The sequence below is a fragment of the Pseudorhodoferax sp. LjRoot39 genome (assembly GCF_964253035.1).
Classification (GTDB): Bacteria; Pseudomonadota; Gammaproteobacteria; order Burkholderiales; family Burkholderiaceae_C; genus Pseudorhodoferax.
The window spans coordinates 2,925,711-2,946,460 of the sequence record NZ_CAXUQL020000001.1 but is presented as its reverse complement, the minus strand read 5'-3'; the positions used below and the strand labels follow the sequence as shown (position 1 = coordinate 2,946,460).

General features: G+C 67.8%; 20 protein-coding genes. 15 read left to right on the top strand and 5 right to left on the bottom strand.

Annotated features, from left to right (window positions below; genetic code table 11):
- Positions 1-47: 47 nt before the first annotated feature.
- Positions 48-869, top strand: a complete 822-nt coding sequence (ppsR, locus tag ACSQ4M_RS13925) for a posphoenolpyruvate synthetase regulatory kinase/phosphorylase PpsR (protein WP_436190099.1) — start codon at positions 48-50, stop codon at positions 867-869.
- Here the strand turns inward: ppsR and ACSQ4M_RS13920 are convergent.
- The 3 genes from ACSQ4M_RS13920 to ahpC all read right to left on the bottom strand — a co-directional run bounded on the left by ACSQ4M_RS13920 (position 863) and on the right by ahpC (position 4,526).
- Positions 863-2,158 carry a DUF2254 domain-containing protein gene (locus ACSQ4M_RS13920; protein WP_436190098.1) on the bottom strand — a complete coding sequence of 432 codons (1,296 nt, stop codon included), beginning with the start codon at positions 2,156-2,158 and terminating at the stop codon, positions 863-865. The two genes, ppsR and ACSQ4M_RS13920, sit on opposite strands and share 7 nt — an antisense overlap.
- Before the next feature lie 87 nt (positions 2,159-2,245).
- Positions 2,246-3,820, bottom strand: coding sequence for an alkyl hydroperoxide reductase subunit F (gene ahpF, locus ACSQ4M_RS13915; protein WP_436190097.1), 1,575 nt, complete (start codon positions 3,818-3,820; stop codon positions 2,246-2,248).
- A gap of 130 nt (positions 3,821-3,950) precedes the next feature.
- Positions 3,951-4,526 carry an alkyl hydroperoxide reductase subunit C gene (gene ahpC, locus ACSQ4M_RS13910; protein ID WP_436190096.1) on the bottom strand — a complete coding sequence of 192 codons (576 nt, stop codon included), beginning with the start codon at positions 4,524-4,526 and terminating at the stop codon, positions 3,951-3,953.
- A gap of 263 nt (positions 4,527-4,789) precedes the next feature.
- On the opposite strand from ahpC, the gene bfr reads away from it, so the two are divergent.
- The 12 genes from bfr to hemP all read left to right on the top strand — a co-directional run bounded on the left by bfr (position 4,790) and on the right by hemP (position 17,393).
- Complete coding sequence (gene bfr / locus ACSQ4M_RS13905; RefSeq protein ID WP_056672737.1) at positions 4,790-5,266, top strand: bacterioferritin; 477 nt, start codon at positions 4,790-4,792, stop codon at positions 5,264-5,266.
- A gap of 201 nt (positions 5,267-5,467) precedes the next feature.
- The gene (locus ACSQ4M_RS13900; protein ID WP_436190095.1) at positions 5,468-6,943 is read left to right on the top strand and encodes an efflux RND transporter periplasmic adaptor subunit; all 1,476 of its coding nucleotides are present in this window, start codon (positions 5,468-5,470) and stop codon (positions 6,941-6,943) included.
- Positions 6,943-8,925 (top strand): MacB family efflux pump subunit, encoded by a 1,983-nt coding sequence (locus tag ACSQ4M_RS13895; RefSeq protein WP_436190094.1) that lies wholly within the window; start codon positions 6,943-6,945, stop codon positions 8,923-8,925. Before ACSQ4M_RS13900 ends, ACSQ4M_RS13895 begins: the two co-directional genes overlap by 1 nt.
- An 11-nt stretch (positions 8,926-8,936) precedes the next feature.
- Positions 8,937-10,331 (top strand): efflux transporter outer membrane subunit, encoded by a 1,395-nt coding sequence (locus ACSQ4M_RS13890; protein WP_436190093.1) that lies wholly within the window; start codon positions 8,937-8,939, stop codon positions 10,329-10,331.
- 197 nt (positions 10,332-10,528) lie between these two features.
- Complete coding sequence (locus ACSQ4M_RS13885; RefSeq protein ID WP_436190092.1) at positions 10,529-12,820, top strand: catecholate siderophore receptor Fiu; 2,292 nt, start codon at positions 10,529-10,531, stop codon at positions 12,818-12,820.
- Between the two features lie 13 nt (positions 12,821-12,833).
- Positions 12,834-13,511: a Fe2+-dependent dioxygenase gene (locus tag ACSQ4M_RS13880; protein ID WP_436190091.1), complete on the top strand. Its 678-nt coding sequence runs from the start codon at positions 12,834-12,836 to the stop codon at positions 13,509-13,511.
- 26 nt (positions 13,512-13,537) lie between these two features.
- Positions 13,538-14,683, top strand: a complete 1,146-nt coding sequence (locus tag ACSQ4M_RS13875) for an alpha-hydroxy acid oxidase (protein ID WP_436190090.1) — start codon at positions 13,538-13,540, stop codon at positions 14,681-14,683.
- 111 nt (positions 14,684-14,794) lie between these two features.
- Positions 14,795-15,085 (top strand): (2Fe-2S)-binding protein, encoded by a 291-nt coding sequence (locus tag ACSQ4M_RS13870; protein ID WP_436190089.1) that lies wholly within the window; start codon positions 14,795-14,797, stop codon positions 15,083-15,085.
- A 123-nt stretch (positions 15,086-15,208) separates the two neighbouring features.
- Positions 15,209-15,910, top strand: a complete 702-nt coding sequence (locus tag ACSQ4M_RS13865; protein WP_436190088.1) for an energy transducer TonB — start codon at positions 15,209-15,211, stop codon at positions 15,908-15,910.
- A 29-nt stretch (positions 15,911-15,939) separates the two neighbouring features.
- The gene (locus ACSQ4M_RS13860; RefSeq protein ID WP_436190087.1) at positions 15,940-16,656 is read left to right on the top strand and encodes a MotA/TolQ/ExbB proton channel family protein; all 717 of its coding nucleotides are present in this window, start codon (positions 15,940-15,942) and stop codon (positions 16,654-16,656) included.
- A 1-nt stretch (position 16,657) separates the two neighbouring features.
- Positions 16,658-17,068, top strand: a complete 411-nt coding sequence (locus tag ACSQ4M_RS13855) for an ExbD/TolR family protein (RefSeq protein WP_436190086.1) — start codon at positions 16,658-16,660, stop codon at positions 17,066-17,068.
- Between the two features lie 112 nt (positions 17,069-17,180).
- Positions 17,181-17,393, top strand: a complete 213-nt coding sequence (hemP, locus tag ACSQ4M_RS13850) for a hemin uptake protein HemP (RefSeq protein WP_436190085.1) — start codon at positions 17,181-17,183, stop codon at positions 17,391-17,393.
- A 154-nt stretch (positions 17,394-17,547) separates the two neighbouring features.
- Here hemP and ACSQ4M_RS13845 read toward each other — a convergent pair whose 3' ends face one another.
- The gene (locus ACSQ4M_RS13845; protein WP_056672721.1) at positions 17,548-17,955 is read right to left on the bottom strand and encodes a GlcG/HbpS family heme-binding protein; all 408 of its coding nucleotides are present in this window, start codon (positions 17,953-17,955) and stop codon (positions 17,548-17,550) included.
- 180 nt (positions 17,956-18,135) lie between these two features.
- Here ACSQ4M_RS13845 and ACSQ4M_RS13840 point away from each other — a divergent pair, with 180 nt between their 5' ends.
- Both ACSQ4M_RS13840 and ACSQ4M_RS13835 read left to right on the top strand, forming a co-directional pair.
- Entirely contained in the window at positions 18,136-18,834 is a 699-nt protein-coding gene (locus ACSQ4M_RS13840; RefSeq protein WP_436190084.1) for a Bax inhibitor-1/YccA family protein, read from the top strand.
- Positions 18,835-18,952: 118 nt separating this feature from the next.
- Complete coding sequence (locus ACSQ4M_RS13835) at positions 18,953-19,306, top strand: hypothetical protein (RefSeq protein WP_436190083.1); 354 nt, start codon at positions 18,953-18,955, stop codon at positions 19,304-19,306.
- A 10-nt stretch (positions 19,307-19,316) separates the two neighbouring features.
- Here ACSQ4M_RS13835 and rlmD read toward each other — a convergent pair whose 3' ends face one another.
- Complete coding sequence (gene rlmD / locus ACSQ4M_RS13830; protein WP_436190082.1) at positions 19,317-20,750, bottom strand: 23S rRNA (uracil(1939)-C(5))-methyltransferase RlmD; 1,434 nt, start codon at positions 20,748-20,750, stop codon at positions 19,317-19,319.

Genomic DNA, 20,750 nt, shown 5'->3' with positions numbered 1-20,750 from the left:
TGTAGGCACAGTTCCTGCAAAATGGCCGCGCAGTTTCTGGAGCACCTATGACGACCCGCACCGTATTCTTCATTTCCGACGGCACGGGCATCACCGCCGAAACCTTCGGCAACGCCATCCTGGCGCAGTTCGACATGAAGACGCGCCACGTGCGCCTGCCCTTCATCGACACCATCGACAAGGCCCACCAGGCAGTGCGCCAGATCAACCACACGGCGGAGGTCGAAAACCGCAAGCCGCTGGTGTTCACGACCATCGTCAATGTGGAAGTGCTGCAGTTCTTCGAGCAGCACTGCAACGGCATGCTGCTGGACATGTTCGGCACCTTCGTGCGGCCGCTCGAAGTGGAGATGGGCATCAAGTCGCACCACCGCGTGGGCCGCTTCAGCGACATCAGCAAGAGCCAGGCCTACAACGACCGCATCGCCGCGATCAACTTTTCGTTGGAACACGACGACGGCCAGAGCGACCGCGACCTGCAGCAGTCCGACGTGATCCTGGTCGGCGTCTCTCGCAGCGGCAAGACACCGACCTCGCTCTACCTGGCCATGCAGTACGGGCTGAAGGCTTCCAACTACCCGCTGATCCCGGAAGATTTCGACCGCAACCACCTGCCGCCCTCGCTGGTGCCACACCGCGCCAAGCTGTTCGGCCTGACGATCAACCCCGAGCGGCTCTCGGAAATCCGCAACGAGCGCCGGCCCAACTCGCGCTATGCCTCGATCGAGAACTGCCGCATGGAGGTGGCCGCAGCCGAATCCATGATGCGGCGCAGCGGCATCCGCTGGCTCAGCACCACGACCAAGTCGATCGAGGAGATCGCCACCACCATCCTGCAGGAGGTGCGGCCCGAGCGGCTCACCTACTGAGCCGCACGCCCGCTGGCGCGACGCGCGAGCCGCTCCAGCTCGGCACGCTCGTCATCCAGCACGATCTTCTCGCGCGCCAGCAACCAGCCGCGCCAGGCCAGCCTGCGTGCTTCGGCAGCCAGGCTGCCACCCGTTGCCTCGGCGATGGCCTCGAGCAGCTTCGTCAAGCGCGTGTGCACCTCCACCACGCCGCCGGCATCGCGCTGTAGCGGCATGAACGCGTCGCGCACGAGTTCGGCATCGTCCAGCGTCGGCACGTGGACACGGTCGCACGGCAGCACGGCTGGCGGCTCGGCCTGCTGCGCGGCCCCGCGCCGCGCCCAGGCGTCGACCAGCACGCGCGTGATGGCGCCGCCAACCTGGATGGCGGAGCCGGCGTCGTTCACGGCCGCCGACAGCGCGCGCTGGCCGATCTCGCTGAGCACCAGCAGCCCGAAGCGCGGATCCTGCGCGAAATTGCGGTCTGCCCCCACTTCGATGGCACGGTGCAGCGCCGCCCGTTGCTCCGGCGTCAGCGCAGCGGGGGCGCCTGGTGGCGCGGCCACCATGGCCAGCACCTGGCCCTGCACGACGAACATGCCGGGCCGCAGGCACAGCCGGATCTCCCACTGCCCGGCCTGCGCCTGCTCTTGCAGAGCCGGCATGTCCAGGTGCTGCACATAGCCCGTGGACAGGGCGCGCAGCGGCACGCCAGGCAGATGGCAGGCGCTCGCGAGCGCCCGGCCACCCAGCGTCGGAGCGCGCCAGTGCTCCCGCAACGCGGTACTGGCTGCCGCCTCCACCTGCTGAATGGTGTGGCCCAGCCGACCGAGCTGCGACAGGGTTCGGATCCACCGGATCAGCATCACGATCACCTGCACCACCACGACGATGGTGACCAGCAGCAGCACGAACCGGCCCGTGGACCCGTAGTAGCCCAGTCCAAGCGCCAGCAGCGCGATGACGGCGTAGATGAACGCCGCGATGAAGGTAGCCACCGCGGTCTGCGCGTTGTCGTCGGCCATGATGACGCGCAGCGCCCGCGGTGTCGCACTGCCCGCCGCAGAGGAAAAGGCCTGCACGAGGATCGACAACGAGAAGGTGCTGACGGTCAGCATGCTCGACGCGATGATGGTCAGCAGGCTCTGCAAGGTCTGCCGCTCGACGTCGGGCAGCACACCGTCGGGCACGAGGCCGTTGGCCAGCACGGCGGCGAGGGCGACGACGGTGGCGATCACGCTCCACCATGCAGGCTTGAACCAGAGTTGCTCGCGCAGCCGGCGCCACAGGCGCAAGGGTTGGGAAGACATGGCGCGCAGCCTACGACGGTTCGCAGGCCGCGCGTGTAGGAAGGCAGCCCTCGCGCGCCTTCGGGGCGCAAAAGGAGCTGCGACGGCTCAGGCGTGTGCCGGTGCGGGGCTGCGGATCAGGTGGTCGAACGCGCTGAGTGCCGCCTTCGCGCCCTCGCCCGCTGCGATGACGATCTGCTTGTACGGCGTGGTCGTCGCATCACCCGCCGCGAACACGCCGGGCACGGAGGTCTGGCCCCGTGCGTCGACGATGATCTCGCCGTGCTTGGACAGCTCCACCGTGCCCTTGAGCCACTCGGTGTTGGGCACCAGGCCGATCTGCACGAACACGCCTTCGAGCGCCACCAGGTGTTCGGCACCGGTCGCGCGGTCCTTGTAGCGCAGGCCGTTGACCTTGCCCTCGGCACCGGTGATCTCGGTGGTCTGGGCGTTGGTGTGCACGGTCACGTTGGGCAGGCTCAGCAGCTTGCGCACCAGTACGGCGTCGGCCTTGAGCTGGTCGGCGAACTCGACCAGGGTCACGTGGCTCACGATGCCGGCCAGATCGATCGCGGCCTCGACACCGGAGTTGCCGCCACCGATCACCGACACGCGCTTGCCCTTGAACAGCGGGCCGTCGCAGTGCGGGCAGTAGGCCACGCCCTTGTTGCGGTACTCGGCCTCGCCGGGCACGTTGACATTGCGCCAGCGCGCGCCGGTGGACAGGATCACGGTCTTGCCTTTGAGCACGCCGCCGTTGGCCAGTTGCACCTGGACCAGGCCACCCGGCTCGGTCGCAGGCACCAGCTTGTCGGCGCGCTGCAGGTTCATGATGTCGACCTCGTAGGCACGCACGTGGGCCTCCAGGTTCGCAGCGAACTTGGGCCCATCGGTCTCCACGATGGAGATGTAGTTCTCGATGCCCAGCGTGTCGTTGACCTGGCCGCCGAAGCGTTCGGCCGCCACACCCGTGCGGATGCCCTTGCGCGCCGCATAGACGGCAGCGGCAGCACCAGCCGGGCCACCGCCCACGATCAGCACCTCGTAGGGGTCCTTGGCGGACAGCTTGGCACCCTCGCGCGCAGCCGCGCCGGTGTCCAGCTTGGCGACGATCTCTTCGAGCGACATGCGGCCTGCGCCGAACACCTCGCCGTTCAGGAACACCATGGGCACGGCCATGATCTCGCGCTCGGTCACTTCCTTGTGGAAGGCATTGCCCTCGATGACGACGGTCTGCACACGCGGGTTCAGCACGGCCATCAGCGACAGGGCTTGCACCACGTCCGGGCAGTTGTGGCAGTCCAGGCCCATGAAGACCTCGAACTGGTAGTCACCGTCCAGCGCCTTGATCTGGTCGATCAGGTCCTGTTCGACCTTGGGCGGGTGGCCACCGGTCCACAGCAGCGCCAGCACCAGCGACGTGAATTCGTGGCCCAGCGGCAGGCCGGCAAAGCGCAGCTGTGTGCTGGCGCCCGTGCGCTGCACGCTGAACGAGGGCTTGCGCGCATCGGTGCCGTCAAAGCGCAGCGTGATCTTGTCGCTGCGCAGGCTCTGGATCGTCTCCAGCAGGCTGCGCATGTCGCGGGCAGTCTCGCTGTCGTCCAGGGAAGCCACCAATTCGAACGGCTGCGTGACACGCTCCAGGTAGGCGCCGAGCTGGGTCTTGAGTTGGTCGTCGAGCATGGTGGATTCCTTTCAATTTCGAGTTAGATGGGGGTTGAGCGGGCGAAAAAAAGCCGGACGGCATGGCGGATGACCGCCATGACGCTGTCCGGCTCGTGGGCGCTGCTTGCGCCCCGCCGTTGCCGGCTGCTTAGATCTTGCCGACCAGGTCCAGCGAAGGCGTCAGGGTCTTGGCGCCTTCCTTCCACTTGGCCGGGCAGACTTGGCCAGGGTTGGCGGCGGTGAACTGGGCGGCCTTCAGCTTGCGCAGGGTTTCCGACACATCGCGGGCGATTTCGTTGGAGTGGATTTCCAGCGTCTTGATCACGCCATCAGGGTTGATCACGAAGGTGCCGCGCAGTGCCAGGCCTTCTTCGGGGATGTGCACGCCGAAGGCGTTGGTCAGCTGGTGCGTCGGGTCGCCGACGAGCGGGAACTTGGCCTTGCCGACGGCGTCGGAGGTTTCGTGCCAGACCTTGTGCGAGAAATGCGTGTCGGTCGTCACGATGTAGACCTCGGCACCGGCCTTCTGGAACTCGGCGTAGTTCTCGGCAGCGTCCTCGATCTCGGTCGGGCAGTTGAACGTGAAGGCTGCCGGCATGAAGATCAGGACGGACCACTTGCCCTTCAGCGTCGCTTCGGTCACTTCGATGAACTCGCCCTTGCCGGCGCGGTTCACGAAGGCGGTGGTCTTGAAGGGTTGGACTTGCGTGTTGATCAAAGACATGTTGTTCCTATGAAGGCAGTTGGGAAATCGCGAAGCCCGAACTTTAACCCCCACCCCAGGCGCAGACCAATCGTTTGCCGATATGGGCTGCATTGAAAAAGCCAATGCGCGGCCATCGTTCTGTCACGCCCTGAGCAAGAACGCCTATCAATGTCAGCCGCAGCCACACCGCGAACACGGGGGCTTTGGCTGGTGCCTGCCTGGCAGGAGCACGAGAATGCGCGTCTTGATCCACATCACAGCAGCATAAAAAGGAACACCCCATGCAAGGCGACCCCCAAGTCATCGCACACCTGCAGGCGCAACTCAAGAACGAGCTGACCGCCATCAACCAGTACTTCCTGCACTACCGCATGCTCAAGCACTGGGGCCTGACCAAGCTGGCCAAGAAGGAATACGAGGAATCCATCGGCGAGATGAAGCACGCCGACAAGCTCATGGACCGCATCTTCATGCTGGACGGCCTGCCCAACCTGCAGGATCTGGGCAAGCTCATGGTGGGCGAAGACGTGCCCGAGCTGCTGAACTGCGACCTCAAGATGGAATACGGCGCGCAGGCCACCATCAAGGATGGCATCGCCCATTGCGAGACCGTGCGCGACTACGTTTCGCGCGACCTGCTGCAAGGCATCCTGGACGACACCGAAGAGCACATCGACTTCCTGGAAACCCAGATCGACCTGGTCCAGAAGGTCGGCCTGCAGAACTACCTGCAAAGCCAGATGGGCGAGCTTGAGTGACGCAGCGCTGAAATTTTCGATGGCAACGGCGGGGTTTTCCCCGCCGTTTTTCATTGGCGCAATGGCTTTACCGCAGCGCCACGTTCGGGCAACACAATGCACATCGGCTGCGGGCCGTGTGCCGGCATACTCGCGCGCTACTGTCTGTAACAAATTTCAGTCCGCACCTTGCCCTCCACCCGAAAACCCCTTTGGCCCCGCGTGGCCGGACTCGTTGCAGCCGTCGCCCTGCTCGCAGCCGGCAGCTACCTGAGCTGGAAGACCTGGCTCCAGGCAGAGAACCCGCGCGACCAGTACCAGATCGTCCAGGTGCAACGCGGCGACATCGAGGATCTGGTCACCGCCACGGGCACATTGCAGCCGCGCGACTATGTGGACGTGGGCGCCCAGGTCAGCGGCCAGCTCAAGAGGATCCATGTGGAGGTGGGCTCCATCGTGCAGCAGGGCGACCTGCTGGCCGAGATCGACCCCACGGTGCTGCTGGCCAACGTGGACGCCAGCCGTGCCGGCCTGCGCAACCTGCAGGCCAACCTGCTGGTGCGCGAGGCGGCCCTGGTGCTGGCGCGCGACCAGCACCTGCGCCAGAAGAACCTGATGGCGGCCGACGCCACCACGGTCGAGGCGCTGCGCACGGCCGAGAACAACCTGCGTTCGGCCGAGGCCCAGCTGGCGGCGCAGAAGGCCTCGATCGAGCAGACCCAGTCCCTGCTGCGCGCCAACGAGGCCAACCTGAACTACGCGCGCATCTACGCGCCCATCTCGGGTGCCGTGGTCTCGGTCACGGCACGCCAGGGCCAGACGCTCAATGCCAACCAGTCCGCGCCCATCATCCTGCGCGTGGCCGACCTCTCGACCATGACGGTGCAGACCCAGGTGTCGGAGGCCGACGTCGGCAGGCTGCGCGTGGCCATGCCGGTGTACTTCACGACGCTCGGCAGCCAGGGCCAGCGCTGGTACGGTCAGTTGCGCAAGGTCGAGCCCACGCCCACCGTGACCAACAACGTGGTGCTCTACAACGCGCTGTTCGACGTGCCCAACGCCGACCAGCGGCTCATGACCTCGATGACGGCCCAGGTGTTCTTCATCGCGGCCCAGGCGCAAGGCACGCTGCTGGTGCCGGCCGGCGCTGTGCAGAGCCAGCCGCGCGGGCCGCGCCGCCAATCGGGACCAGGCGGGGCTGGCGGTCCGGCTGGCGCTGCATCGGCTCCCACGGCCGCTGCCTCAAGCGCGCGTGCGCCGACCGAAGGCCAGCCGGCCGAGCGCCGGCGCGGACGCGAGGGTGCCGACGCCGGTCCCCGCACGCCCGTGAAGGCCGACGCGCCACCGGCCGAGCGTGTAGCCGCCGTGCGTGCACCAGACCAGGCTGCCGAGGCCGTCAACCGTGGCCTGTTCATGGGCCCGACCGGCATGCCGCAGCGCGGACCGCGCCAGGCCACCGTGCGCGTGATCGACGCAGAAGGCCGCACCGAGGAACGCCGCGTGGAGATCGGCATCGGCAACCGCGTGCAGGTGCAGATCCTGTCCGGCCTGGCCGAGGGCGATGAGGTCATCGCCGGTCTGCGCCAGCCGGCCGGCGCGGCCTCGGCCGCGCGTGGCAGCCAGGGCGCCGGCCAGCAGCGCTCCGGTCTGCAGGGCGGTGGCGGCATGCCCATGGTGCCGCCCGGAGGCCCGCGCTGATGAAGCCGGCGGAAGATCCGGCGCTGACGCCTGCGGCCTTCCCGCCGGGCGCACCGCTGATCGAACTGAAGGGCGTCACCAAGACCTACGCCAACGGCGAACTGTCGGTGCAAGTGCTGCACGGCATCGACCTGAGCATTCGCGAGGGCGAGTTCATCGCCATCGTGGGCGCGTCGGGTTCGGGCAAGTCCACGCTCATGAACATCCTGGGTTGCCTGGACCGGCCGACCACGGGCAGCTACCACTTCCTGGGCCGCGACGTTGCGCAGCTCTCGCGCGACGAGCTCGCGCTGCTGCGCCGCGACGACTTCGGTTTCGTGTTCCAGAGCTACAACCTGATCGCCACCGCCAGCGCGGCCGAGAACGTCGAGGTGCCTGCCATGTACTCCGGCATGCCGGCGGCCCGGCGCCATGCGCATGCGTTGGAGCTGCTGGACGGGCTGGGGCTGGGCGCACGCCACCACCACCGGCCCAACCAGCTGTCTGGCGGGCAGCAGCAGCGCGTGTCGATCGCGCGGGCGCTCATGAACGGCGGGCGCATCATCCTGGCCGACGAGCCCACGGGCGCACTGGACAGCAGGAGCGGTGCCGACGTGATGGCCCTGCTGGCCGACCTGTCGGCGCGCGGTCACACGGTGATCCTGATCACCCACGCACGCGAGGTGGCCGAGCACGCCCACCGGCTCATCGAGATCAAGGACGGCCACATCCTGTCGGACAGCGGTACCGCCGACCGGCCGCCCGAGACCACCGCCTTCGCGCCGCCGCCGCACCGCGGTGGCGGCTCCTTCCTGGGCGACGTGGTCGAGGCCGCCAAGATGGCGCTGCGCTCATTGCGCGCCAACGTGTTCCGCTCCGTGCTGACGCTGCTGGGCATCGTGATCGGCGTGGGTTCGGTGATCGCCATGCTGGCCATCGGCGATGGTGCCAAGCAGGCCGTGATCGACCGCATCAGCGCCATGGGCTCGAACCTGCTGTTGGTGCGGCCGGGCGCGCCCAACCAGCGCGGCTTCAACAGCACGGCCACGCTGGTGCTGCCCGACGTCTATGCCATCGACGCGGTGCCCAATGTGCTGGCGGCCGTGCCGGAGCAGAGCAGCACGGCCACGCTGCGGCGCTCGGGCGCGGACTACAGCACGACCGTGAACGGCACCTCGGCCAAATTCCCGCTGGCGCGGCAATGGCCGGTGGCGCAGGGCACCTTCTTCAGCGAGGAGGACGACCGGACCTACGCCAAGGTGGCGGTGCTGGGCCAGACCGTGGCCAATGCCCTGTTCGCCGACGGCACCGACCCGGTGGGCCAGTACGTGCTGATCAACAACCTGATCCTGCAGGTGGTGGGCGTGATGTCCGAGCGCGGTGCCTCGCCCACGGGCAGCGACCAGGACGACGTGGTGTTCCTGCCCTATGCGACGAGCAGCCTGCGGCTGTCGGGCCAGCGCTTCCTGCGCAACGTGACAGTGGCGGTGGACGATGTGTCCCGCATCGACGAGACCCAGGACGCCGTGGAGAAGCTGCTGCTGGAACGCCACGGGGTGGTGGACTTCCAGATCCGCAACATGGCCTCGATCCTGGCGGCCAGCGCGCAGACGCAGAACACCATGACCATGCTGCTGGGCTCCATCGCCGCGATCTCGCTGCTGGTCGGCGGTATCGGCGTGATGAACATCATGCTGGTCTCGGTGACCGAGCGCACGCGCGAGATCGGCATCCGCATGGCCACGGGCGCCCGCGAGCGCAACATCCTGCAGCAGTTCCTGATCGAGGCGGTGGTGGTCTCTGCGCTGGGCGGCGCCATCGGCGTGGCCGGCGGGCTCGTCACCGCGTCCATCATCGCGGCCTTCGACACGCCGATCCAGTACTCGCTCACGCCCGTGCTGCTGGCCTTCGGCTGCGCGTTCGCCACCGGCCTGGTGTTCGGCTGGCTGCCGGCGCGCAAGGCCGCGCGGCTGGACCCGGTCGTGGCACTGTCTTCCGAATGAGTTGTCTGCCCATGCTTTTTCCACCTTTTCGGCGCACTGCCCTCGCCGCCCTGTTCACGCTCGTCGCCGCTGGCTGCGCCGCGCCGCCGGTGGAGCCCGCGCGCGAGGCACCGGCCGTGCCGACCCAGTTTTCCGAAGCGCCGGCCGGCCTGGATGCGCTGCAACCCGACTGGTGGCACAGCTTTGCCGCGCCCGAGCTCGCGGCGCTGGTCGAGCAGGCGCTCGCCGACAGCACGGACCTCGCGATCGCGGCCGAACGCGTGCGCCAGGCCGAACTGGCGGTGCGCAATGCCGGTGCCTCGCTGTTCCCCTCGCTCTCGGGTGGGGCCAGCACGGCGGACCGCTACACCGATCCCTCGGGTGCCAGCGGCAGCAGTGCGCGCTCCTCGGGTGTGTCGCTGTCGGCCAGCTACGAGATCGACCTGTGGGGCCGGCTGGCCGCCAACGTGGACGGCGCGCAGGCCGCGCTAACAGGCAGCCGCTACGACCTGCAGACGGTGCGGCTATCCGTCAGCAGCGCGGTGGCCAATGCCTACTTCCAGGTGCTGGCGCTGCGCGTGCGGCTCGCGATCGCGCAGGAGAACCTGTCCATCGCCGAGCGTGTGTTCCGCATCGTGCAGGCGCGCTACGACAACGGCGCAGCCTCGGCGCTGGATCTGTCGCGCCAGCGCACCACGGTGCTGAGCCAGCGCGCCACCATCGAGCCGCTGCAGGTGCAGCAGCGCCAGGCGTTGACCGCGCTGGCCCTGCTGCTGGGCCGCGCGCCGCAGGGTTTCACGGTGGCCGGCATGCCGTTGGACGCGCTGGCCGTACCGGCCGTGGCGCCGGGCTTGCCGTCGGACCTGCTGCTGCGCCGCCCCGACCTGGCCAGCGCCGAAGCCGCGCTGCAGTCGGCCGACGCCAATGTGGCCGCAGCCCGCGCGGCCCTGCTGCCCAGCATCCAGCTCTCGGGCTCGACCGGGCTGGCCAGCAGCGCGCTGCTGTCGCTGGCGAACCCGACCTTCAGCCTGGGGCTCACGGGCTCGGTCGCACAGACGCTATTCGACGGCGGCCGGCTGCGCAACCAGGTGCTGGTCAGCGAATCGCAACGCCGCGTGCTGGTGGAGAACTACCGCGCCTCCATCCACAGCGCGCTCAAGGAGGTGGAGGACAGCCTCTCGAACATCGCGCGCAACCGCAGCCAGGAGCTGTCGCAACTGGCAATCCGCGACGAGGCCCAGCGCTCGCTGCGCCTGGCCGAACTGCGCTACCGCGAGGGCGTGGAAGACCTGCTCAGCACGCTGGACGCGCAGCGCACGCTGTTCTCGGCCCAGGACAGCCTGGCGCAGCAGCGGCTGGCGCGGCTGACCTCGGCAGTGGACCTGTACAAGGCATTGGGCGGCGGCTGGGTGCGGCCGCCAATGTGAGGCGTGACTGGGGCGTGACGTTGCCGTCACACAACGTCACACTTCCCAAGAAGAATGAGAATAAATATCATCCATGCGCCTTGTGCGGCCGTTGACCGGCGGCACATTCCCTAGCCCGCCACCCGCTCCTTTGCGCCCCTCCGGGGCCGATCTGCGCCAGCCAGCCAGGCCATCCCCGCAGATCCAACGGAGCATCCATGTCTTACATCATCAGCCGCAAGCACCCGCGCGCGGGCAGCGCCGCGGCCGCGACCCTGGTCGCTATGGCCGTACTACCGGTCGCCGCCCAGACCACGTCCGGCACCTTGCGCGAAGTGCAGGTCCAATCCACCGCCGAAAGCGAATACAAGGCCGAGCGCGCCTCCTCGCCCAAGCTCACGCAGCCGCTGGTGGACACGCCCCAGACCATCACCGTCATCAGGAAGGAAGTGCTGCGCGACCAGGCCGCCACCACGCTGACCGACGCGCTGCGCAACACGCCCGGCATCACCATGCAGATGGGCGAGAACGGCAACACCGCCACCGGCGATGCGGTCTACCTGCGCGGCTTCGACGCACAGGGCAGCATCTTCGTGGACGGCATCCGCGACGTGGGCACCATCACGCGCGACATGTTCAACATCGAGCAGGTCGAGGTGGTCAAGGGCCCGGCCGGCACCGACATCGGCCGTGGCTCGCCGAACGGCTACATCAACCTGCAGAGCAAGCTGCCGTTCGCCGAGAACGACGCCAACGCCACCGTGAGCCTGGGCAGCGGCAGCCTCAAGCGCAGCACGCTGGACCTGAACCGCAAGCTCAACGAGTCCGGCACCGCCGCGTTCCGCCTGAACCTGATGGCGCAGGACAGCGGCGTGGTCGACCGCGACGAGGTCAAGAACAAGGGCTGGGGCTTCGCGCCCTCTCTGGCCCTGGGCCTGGGCACGCCGACGCGGACCTATTTCTCCTACCTGCACATGAACCGGCGCAACCGGCCGGACGGCGGCTTCGTGACGACGCGCCTGCCCGGCTGGTCGGCGTCCGCGCCGCGTGGCGCGACCAGCTTCCCCGCGGTCGACGAAAGCAACTTCTACGGCTGGTCGTCCGACCATGACGACGTCGATTCCGACATGTTCACGGCCCGCATCGAGCACGACCTGGCGCCGGGCGTGACGGTGCGCAACATCACACGCTGGGGCCGCACCAAGCAGGATCTGGTGCTGACGGCGCCGTTTTCCAGTGGCTTTGCACCGGGCACGAACGCAGCGGATCCCGCTTCCTGGATGATCCGCGTGCTGCCGCAAGGCAAGCTGCAACGCAACGAGATCCTGGCGAACCAGACCAACATCACGGCGGACCTGAAGCTCGGCGGGCTGGACCACAGCTTCAGCGGTGGCGTGGAACTGGCGCGCGAGAAGCAGACCAACGGCACACTGGCCGCCAACATCAACGCCAGCAACGGCGTGCTGATCCCGGCCAGCACCAACCCTACCACCGGCGTCGTGACGCCGGCCAGCTACCAGGCCTTCGCCAGCCTCTACGCGCCGGACATGGGCCGACCCCTGGTTCCGGTGACACCGAACGGCGCCGGCACCCAGGGCGAGGTGACGACCACAGCAGCCTACCTGTTCGACACCATCAAGCTCAGCCCGGCCTGGCAGGTCAGCGCCGGAGTGCGCTGGGAACACTACCGCACCGAGTACCTGAGCCTGCCGGCCACGGGCGCGACCACGGCCGCCACCAGGCTGTCGGACTCCGACAGCATGTTCACCGGCAAGCTCGGCGTGGTCTACAAGCCCGCGCCCAATGGCAGCATCTACGCGGCCTACGCCACGTCGGCGCGGCCGCCAGGCAGCGACTTCGCGCTGAACACCACGGCCGGCAACAGCAACAGCCCGAACATGGACCCGCAGAAGGCCCGCACCGCGGAGCTCGGCACCAAGTGGGATGTGCTGGACAAGCGCCTGGCACTGACCGCGGCCCTGTTCCGCACCGACAACACCAACGAAGTTGGCACAGCCGATCCGGTGACCGGCGCGGTCGACCAGTACGGTAAGACCCGCGTGCAAGGCGTGGAGCTCAGCGCCATCGGCCAGATCACGCCGGCCTGGCAGTTGATCGCAGGCGTGGCCAACACCAGCGCCAAGGTGATCGAGGGCTTGCGCACGGCGACGACGACGGGCGCTGCCGTGCGCTACTCGCCCAAGCTGACCGCCACGCTGTGGAGCACCTACAAGCTGCCCTTCGGCCTGACCGTGGGTGGCGGCGTGCGCTACGTGGACACCCAGGCCCGATCAACGAACACGGCGGCAGTGGCCTTCGTGCCGCAGATCCCGAGCTACACGGTGCTGGATGCCATGCTGGGCTACGAGGTCAACAAGAACTTCTCGCTGCAGCTCAACGTGTTCAACCTGACCGACAAGTTCTACATCGCGCGCATCAACAACGCCGGCAACCGCGCCACCATCGGCACGCCGCGCTCTGCCGTGATGACGGCCACGCTGAAGTTCTGAGCCGGGAACCGCCGTGTTGCTGCATGTTCCCGAGGTGCTGGACGCCGCTGCCGTGCAGGCCATGCGCACTGCGCTGGCCGCCGCCGACTGGGAAGACGGCCGCAGCACGGCGGGCGTCCAGGGCGCAGCCGTCAAGCGCAACCTGCAGTTGCCCACTGGCACGCCCTTGGCGCGCCAGCTGGGCCAACAGATCCTGGCGGCGCTGTCGCGCTCGGCGCTGTTCCATGCCGCGGCCCTGCCGCGGCGCTTCGAGCCGCCGCTGTTCAACCGCTATGAGGGCGGCGGCCAATACGACATGCACGTGGACAGCGCCATGCGCATGCTGCCCGACGGCAGCAGCCTGCGCACCGACCTGTCGTGCACGCTGTTCCTGACCGATCCCGACGCGTACGACGGCGGCGAGCTCGTCGTGTCCGACACCTACGGCACGCATGAGGTCAAGCTGCCGGCCGGCGACCTGATCCTCTACCCCTCCAGCAGCCTGCACCGCGTGGAGCCCGTCACGCGCGGTGCCCGCATCGGCGCCTTCTTCTGGCTGCAGAGCCTGGTGCGCGACGACACCGAGCGCCACATGCTGTTCGAGCTCGACCAGACCATCCAGAAGCTGCGCGCCCGTGGCGGCGACAGCGCCGAAGTGCTGAGCCTGACCGCGCTGTACCACAACCTGGTCCGGCGCTGGGCCGAGACCTGAGCCAGCGCGGTAGCGATACTGCTGGCATGCCCGCAGCACCACCGCCCGTTCCCGCTGTCGACCGCCTGCCCAGCGGCCTGGCCACGCTGGCCGACCACGAGGCCCATGCCCGCACGCGGCTGGACGACAACGCCTGGGCGTACTTCAGCGGCGGCGCGGGCGACGAAATCACGCTGCGCGCCAACCGCGCAGCCTGGGATGCGCTGCAGCTGCACCCGCGTGTGCTGCGGCCGCTGCACGGCGGGCACACGCGCGTGGAACTGCTGGGCCGCCAGTGGCCCCACCCCATCCTCGTGGCCCCGGTGGCGTTCCAGCGCATGGCGCACGCCGACGGCGAACTGGCCACGGCCCATGCGGCGTCCGCACTCGGTGCCGGGCTGGTGCTGAGCACCCAGGCCAGCACACCGCTGGAAACCATTGCCGCAGCCATCGCGCACGCGCCGGGCCGCGGTCCGCTGTGGTTCCAGCTGTATCTGCAGCACGACCGCGGCTTCACGCGCGAGCTGGTGCAACGGGCCGAACAGGCCGGCTACGAGGCCTTGGTGCTGACCGTGGACGCGCCGACCAGTGGCGCGCGCGACCGCGAACGCCGTGCCGGCTTCCAGGTGCCGCCCCATGCGGCAGCGGTGAACCTGGCGAACTTGCCCCCGGTAGCGCCCGTCACGCTCGCGCCAGGCCAGAGCGCGATGTTCGACGCTTTGCTGCGGCACGCCCCGACCTGGGACGATGTGCAATGGCTGCAGTCCATCAGCCGGCTGCCGGTGCTGCTCAAGGGCATCACGCATGCCGATGACGCGCGCCAGGCGGCGGCCTTGCAGTTGGGCGGGATCATCGTCTCCAACCACGGCGGCCGGACCCTGGACACCATGCCCCCCACCGCGGCGCTGCTGCCGCCCATCGTCGACGCCGTCGGCACCGCCCTGCCCGTGCTGGTGGACGGGGGCATTCGCCGCGGTACCGATGTGCTGAAGGCCATGGCCCTCGGAGCCCGTGCCGTACTGGTCGGGCGCCCAGTGGTCTGGGGCCTGGCCAACGCCGGCGCAGTGGGCGTGGCCCATGTGCTGCGCCTGCTGCGCGACGAGCTGGAGATCGCGATGGCCTTGTGCGGCTGCGCCAGCCTGGCCCACTGCAGCCCGCAAATGCTCTGGCGCAGCCCTCCGCCAGTGCCCTAAATCCCCACAGCGCAACCGCCTTCGCGCCAATGAATTGCACAAATGCGATGAATTCGTATTTATAATCAGCTGCAACACTCACCAGCCAGCCACCAACCCGCCTTCACCGCCATGATCGTCTGTGTGTGCAACCGGATCTCCGACCGCGAAATCGTCCGCCATGTGCGGGCCGGTCTGAGCTTCGACGACATCCAGCTCGAACTGGGCGTGGCCACGCAATGTGGCCGTTGCGAAGGGTGCGCCCGCGACGTCGTCGACCAGTGCAGCCGCATGCACCCCGTCGCGGCCTTGCACAGCGCCATCGGGCCCGATGACCGCGGCCTCGACGCCACGGTTCCCAAGCTCGCCAGCAGCATGACCGAAGGCGTTGCATGGAACTGTTCTCTCTCGGCGGCAGCCTGATTCTGGTCGTCGGTTCGGCCTGGTGGATTTTCCGCAGATAGGCCCGGACCGCCACACTCCGCATCAAGCGTTCTTCCACCAGGCGCCGCTCCGGCGCCTGCTTTGGCATTTGTCCTTTCCACCATGGCTTCCAGCACCTACCCCGAACGCAGTGGCTTGAGCCGCAACACGGTCATCGTCGGCAGCGTGATCGCCTTCCACGCCGCGGCCCTGTGGGCGCTGCAGAGCGGCCTGCTGGTCCGCGCCGTGGAGGTGATCGTGCCGGTCGAGATCCTGTCGCAGTTCATCGAGCCGCCCAAACCCACGCCGCCCCCGCCGCCGCCGCCCGCCCCGCCGACGCCGCCCAAGGTGCAAAAGCCCGTGGTCAAGCCCAAGGCACCGACACTGCCGCCACCGCCGCAGCCCCAGGCGATCCAGGACCCCACACCGGCACCGGCCGCGCCCACCGGTGTGGTCGCGCCGCCAGCGCCGCTGCCACCGATCGAGCAGCCCGTCGCGCCTGCGCCCGAACCGCCGCCGCCCGCACCGCCGGCACCACCCAAGATCCAGCTGCCGTCCAGCGACGCCAGCTACCTGCAGAACCCCAGCCCCGTCTACCCGGCCATCAGCCGGCGCCTGGGCGAACAGGGCAAGGTGCTGGTGCGCGTGTTGATCGGCACCAACGGCCAGCCCGAGCGCGCCGAGATCAAGCGTTCCAGCGGCTTCGAGCGGCTGGACCGCTCGGCCATGGAGTACGTCATGAAGTGCCGCTACGTGCCGGGCAAGGTCAACGGCGTGGTCCAGGCCATGTGGTACGAAGCGCCGGTCAACTACGTCCTCGAATAACTTTTTTCTTCTTTCTCCTGGAGTAACGCATGGAATCCCATTTCGGCCTCGCCAATGTCTGGCAACAAGGCGACATCGTGACCAAGGGCGTGGCCATCATGCTGCTCGTCATGTCGCTGTCGTCCTGGATCGTGATCCTGATCAAGACGCTGGACATCATCCGCTACAAGAAGATGGCCAATGCCTCCGACGGCTTCTGGCACAGCGAGGATTTCGCCACCGGCATGTCCAAGCTGGGCAAGGACCCGAGCAACCCCTTCCGGAGCCTGGCCGAGGAAGGCCGCGAAGCCACCGCCCACCACCGCAACACCAAGGCCCATCTGCACGACACCCTGGACGTCAGCGACTGGGTCACGCGCACGCTGCGCAACAGCATCGATGCCACCACGGCCCGCATGCAATCGGGCCTGGCCATCCTGGCCTCGGTCGGCTCCACCGCACCATTCGTAGGCCTGTTCGGTACGGTCTGGGGCATCTACCACGCGCTGCTGGCGATCGGCCTGTCGGGCCAGTCCACCATCGACAAGGTGGCCGGCCCCATCGGCGAGGCGCTGATCATGACGGCCCTGGGCCTGGCGGTCGCGATTCCGGCGGTGCTGGGCTACAACGCACTGGTGCGCGGCAACAAGTCGGTGCTGAACAAGCTCAACAGCTTCGCGCACGACCTGCACGCTTACTTCGTCACCGGTGCCCGCGTGGCCACGGGCGGCACGGCCAACGTGGTGGCCATGAAGAAGGGGGCCTGACATGGCCTTCGGCACCCAGGACGACGCCGATGAGGTGATGAACGAGATCAACATGACGCCGCTGGTCGACGTCATGCTGGTGCTGCTCATCATCTTCATCATCACCATCCCGGTGATGAAGCATGCGGTGAACATCGACCTGCCCCGCGCCAGCAGCGAGCAGGAGGATGCCAAGCCGGAGACCATCCGCCTGTCCGTGGCCGCCGATGGCGGCTACTACTGGAACGAGAACCGCATCAGCGACGAGGACCTGCTGCCGCGCCTGCAGGCCGAAGGCAGCAAGGAGCCGCAACCCGAGCTGCACATCCGCGGCGACCGCGAGGTGCGCTACGAACGCGTGGCCCAGGCCATGTCGTTCGCCCGCCAGGCCGGCGTGCGCAAGATCGGCTTCATCACCGAACCCAAGCCCTGACGACGCAACCCCGAGGACAACAGGGGCGAAAAAATACTTCGCCCCTTTTCTTGACTCTCAACTGCGAATCGTTATCATTAACTCATCGCAAGTTGACCAAGGGACCGACACCATGCACGCAGCCACCCATCCCCTGATGTCCGGTAACGCCGCCGCGCTCCAGCGCTTCGCGGCTGCGGGCATGTCGCAGCTCAGCGCGGCAGATGCCCTCTCGGTCGAGAGCCACGAGTTGCTGCGCGGCCAGAAGGCCGTGGAGATCAAGCACAACGGCGCCATCTACCGCCTGCAGACGACCAAACTCGGCAAGCTGATCCTGACCAAATAGGTTTCATCGTGGGGCGACTCCAGGACTGGTCCTCAGTCTCCAAGGGTCGTTTTTGCCAGCCAACGGGCTTTGCTCCGCCAGCCACGCATTTTTTCCACGCCAGAACGACAAAGCCGGCCCGATGGGCCGGCTTTTGTTTTGGGGAACGACGCGACTACAGGCCGATGGCGGCAATGCCGGCGCGGGCGATCTGTGCGTCTTCGGTCGATTTCACGCCGCTCACGCCCACGGCGCCGATGCAATTGCCGTCCTTCAGGATCGGCACGCCGCCTTCGAGCAGGCCCTTGAGGTCGGGTGCGCTCAGGAAGGCCGTGCGGCCGCCATTGACGATGTCCTCGTAGACCTTGCTCTCGCGGCGACCCAGTGCCGCCGTGTTGGCCTTGGCCGGGGCAATGTGGGCCGACACGGCGGGCGCGCCATCCAGGCGCTGCAGCCACAGGAGGTGGCCGCCGTCGTCGACGATGGCGATGGTCACGGCCCAGTTGTTCTTGAGCGCTTCGGCTTCGGCGGCGGCAGCGATCGCCTTCAGGTCGGACAGTTCGAGAAAGGACTTGGTCTTCATGGTGCTCTTTGCAAAGGAAAGACGGCGAGCATAAACAAAACCCGCCCCGTTGCCGGCACGAACGACCCGAAGAAATCCCTTTGCACAATAAGGGTGGACCCTGCAGTGGTATTGCAGCCGGCCTCTTGAATCTCCCTAGAATTCCCGCAACTGCCGATCAAGGCAATGAGGAGCTCATCCATGACCAATCAAGTACGTACTTACGACGCCGGCTACGGCGGTTTTGAGGTTTCCCAGGAGCAGCGCAACAAGGTGCTGCGCAACACCTACTGGCTGCTGGCCCTGAGCCTGCTGCCCACGGTGCTGGGCGCCTGGGTCGGCGTGTCCACCGGGATCACGGCCGCACTGAGCGGCGGCCTGGGCCTGATGGTGTTCCTGGGTGGCGCCTTCGGCTTCATGTTCGCGATCGAAAAGACCAAGAATTCGGCCGCTGGCGTGCCCGTACTGCTGGGCTTCACCTTCTTCATGGGTCTGATGCTGTCGCGCATGATCGCGATGGTGCTGGGCTTCTCGAACGGTGCCGAACTCGTCATGACCGCTTTTGGCGGCACGGCGGGTGTGTTCCTGGCCATGGCCAGCCTGGCCACGGTCATCAAGCGCGACCTGTCTTCCATGGGCAAGTGGCTGTTCGTCGGCGCCATCGTGCTGCTGGTGGGCGGCATCGTGAATGTGTTCGTGGGCTCCACGGCCGGCATGATGGCCCTGTCAGTCGCCGCGATCGGCATCTTCAGCGCGTTCATGCTGTATGACCTCAAGCGCATCATGGACGGTGGCGAGACGAACTACATCAGCGCCACGCTGGCTCTGTACCTGGACCTGTTCAACGTGTTCCAGAGCCTGCTGGCCCTGCTGGGCATCATGGGCGGCGAGCGCGACTGAGCACCGCCCTGCCTCGCACGCAAGGCCCTTCGGGGCCTTTTCCATTTGCGCGCATTTTTCGCTCAACGTCACGGGCACCCGTGCCGATAATGAACGCATCCCCCGTCCGAGGCCGCCCATGTCTGCACGTCTTTTCGCCATCCTGAGCGTCGCCTCGCTGCTGGCGGGCTGTGAGATTCCGGGCATCTACCCCGACCCCAAGCTGCTCGCGCGCGAGGCCGACGCCAAGGCCACGGGCGGCGGCTGCCGCCACGCCCAGCGCGCGCTGGAAGACTGCTATGCGCTGAACCCGAAGGCGCCGCGCGCGGCCATCTTCGCCGGTTGGCGCGAGATGGACCAGTACATGCGCGAGAACAAAGTCGAGGGCGTGCCTGCCGTGATCCCTTCGCCCAAGGCCGAGTCCACCGAGGAATCGGTGGCCAGCAGCCCACCCGAGGGCAAGACCGAACGCCGCGGCGCGCGCGGCTCCTGACCGCAGCCCCTTAGCGCGGTACCAGCTCGAACTGCGCGATGCTTTCCACGTGGGCGGTGTGCGGGAACATGTTCACCGCGCCGGCGGCCACGCAGCGGTAGCCCCCTTCGTTGACCAGGATGCCTGCATCACGCGCCAGCGTGGCAGGGTTGCAACTCACATAGACGATGCGCTGGGGCGGCTGCCAGTCGGCCCGCTCCGGTCCCTGGCGCAGTTGCGCCAGCGCCTGGACCAGCGCATGCGCGCCTTCGCGCGGCGGGTCGACCAGCCACTTCTGCGCCGTGCCGTCGGCCACCAGTTGCTCGGCCGTCATCTCGAACAGGTTCCGGGCGGCGAAGCGCGTCGGCGCCAACGGACCACGGCTGCCACGCGTGGCCGCGTTGCGCTGGTAGTTGTCGCGGGAACGGGCCACCAGCGCCTCGCTGCCCTCGATGCCCAGAACCTCGCGCGCCTGCGTGGCCAGCGGCAGGCTGAAGTTCCCGAGGCCGCAGAACCAGTCGATCACGCGCTCGTCGCGCTGCACGTCCAGCAGGCCCAGCGCCCGGTGCACGAGCACCCGGTTGATGTGGGCATTGACCTGCGTGAAATCGGTCGGCCGGTAAGGCATCTCGATGCCGTACTCGGGCAAGCGGTAGTTCAGCTGCGGCCCGCCCTCGTCCAGCAGGTGCACGGTGTCCGGCCCCTTGGGCTGCAGCCACCACTGTACGCCGTGGGTGCCGGCGAAGGCCCGCAGCTGCGCGAGATCGCCCGCGCTGAGCGGCTCCATGTGGCGCAGCACCAGCGCGGTCACGTCGGCACCCACAGCCAGTTCGATCTGCGGCAAGGTCTCGCGCGCGTCCATGGCGCCGATCAACGCGCGCAGCGGCAGCAGCAACGCGCTGACATGGGGCGGCAGCACGCGGCATTCGCGCATGTCGGCCACATAGCGGCTCTTGCGCTCGTGGAAGCCGACCAGCACCTCGCCCTTCTTGCGCACGTAGCGCACCGACAGGCGGCCACGGTCGCGGTAGCCCCAGGCCGGGCCCTCGATCGGGCGCAGCACCCTCTCGGGGCGCAGCCGGCCCAGATGCCACAGGTTGTCTTCCAGCACGCGCTGCTTGACGGCCACCTGCGCCGCCACGTGCAGGTGCTGCATCTTGCAGCCGCCACAGGCGCCTGCGTGCAGACCGAAATGCGGGCAGGCCGGCTGCACACGCTGGGCAGACTCGCGTAGCACCGCCGTCAGGCTGGCATGCTCGAAATGGCTCTTCTTGCGGTGCACGTTGGCCAGCACGCGCTCGGTCGGCAAGGCCCCTTCGATGAACACGACCTTGCCGTCCGGGCGCCGCGCCACGCCCTGCGCTTCGAGGTCGACCGCATGCACCACCAGCCAGGGCGGCGGCGGGCTCGCATCGTTCGCAGTGTCGTGGGGGGCAGCCAAATCTTGGGGAGAAACGTCGGACAT

What these genes read in the sequence shown, in the direction of transcription:
- ACSQ4M_RS13840 (WP_436190084.1), top strand. Translation starts at nt 18,136, where the DNA reads ATGACCAATCAAGTACGTACTTACGACGCCGGCTACGGCGGTTTTGAG.
- ahpC (WP_436190096.1), bottom strand. Translation starts at nt 4,526, where the DNA reads ATGTCTTTGATCAACACGCAAGTCCAACCCTTCAAGACCACCGCCTTC.
- ahpF (WP_436190097.1), bottom strand. Translation starts at nt 3,820, where the DNA reads ATGCTCGACGACCAACTCAAGACCCAGCTCGGCGCCTACCTGGAGCGT.
- ACSQ4M_RS13920 (WP_436190098.1), bottom strand. Translation starts at nt 2,158, where the DNA reads ATGTCTTCCCAACCCTTGCGCCTGTGGCGCCGGCTGCGCGAGCAACTC.
- ACSQ4M_RS13875 (WP_436190090.1), top strand. Translation starts at nt 13,538, where the DNA reads ATGCCCGCAGCACCACCGCCCGTTCCCGCTGTCGACCGCCTGCCCAGC.
- bfr (WP_056672737.1), top strand. Translation starts at nt 4,790, where the DNA reads ATGCAAGGCGACCCCCAAGTCATCGCACACCTGCAGGCGCAACTCAAG.
- rlmD (WP_436190082.1), bottom strand. Translation starts at nt 20,750, where the DNA reads ATGTCCGACGTTTCTCCCCAAGATTTGGCTGCCCCCCACGACACTGCG.
- ACSQ4M_RS13870 (WP_436190089.1), top strand. Translation starts at nt 14,795, where the DNA reads ATGATCGTCTGTGTGTGCAACCGGATCTCCGACCGCGAAATCGTCCGC.
- ACSQ4M_RS13865 (WP_436190088.1), top strand. Translation starts at nt 15,209, where the DNA reads ATGGCTTCCAGCACCTACCCCGAACGCAGTGGCTTGAGCCGCAACACG.
- ACSQ4M_RS13835 (WP_436190083.1), top strand. Translation starts at nt 18,953, where the DNA reads ATGTCTGCACGTCTTTTCGCCATCCTGAGCGTCGCCTCGCTGCTGGCG.
- ACSQ4M_RS13885 (WP_436190092.1), top strand. Translation starts at nt 10,529, where the DNA reads ATGTCTTACATCATCAGCCGCAAGCACCCGCGCGCGGGCAGCGCCGCG.
- ACSQ4M_RS13855 (WP_436190086.1), top strand. Translation starts at nt 16,658, where the DNA reads ATGGCCTTCGGCACCCAGGACGACGCCGATGAGGTGATGAACGAGATC.
- ACSQ4M_RS13895 (WP_436190094.1), top strand. Translation starts at nt 6,943, where the DNA reads ATGAAGCCGGCGGAAGATCCGGCGCTGACGCCTGCGGCCTTCCCGCCG.
- ACSQ4M_RS13860 (WP_436190087.1), top strand. Translation starts at nt 15,940, where the DNA reads ATGGAATCCCATTTCGGCCTCGCCAATGTCTGGCAACAAGGCGACATC.
- ACSQ4M_RS13845 (WP_056672721.1), bottom strand. Translation starts at nt 17,955, where the DNA reads ATGAAGACCAAGTCCTTTCTCGAACTGTCCGACCTGAAGGCGATCGCT.
- ppsR (WP_436190099.1), top strand. Translation starts at nt 48, where the DNA reads ATGACGACCCGCACCGTATTCTTCATTTCCGACGGCACGGGCATCACC.
- ACSQ4M_RS13890 (WP_436190093.1), top strand. Translation starts at nt 8,937, where the DNA reads ATGCTTTTTCCACCTTTTCGGCGCACTGCCCTCGCCGCCCTGTTCACG.
- hemP (WP_436190085.1), top strand. Translation starts at nt 17,181, where the DNA reads ATGCACGCAGCCACCCATCCCCTGATGTCCGGTAACGCCGCCGCGCTC.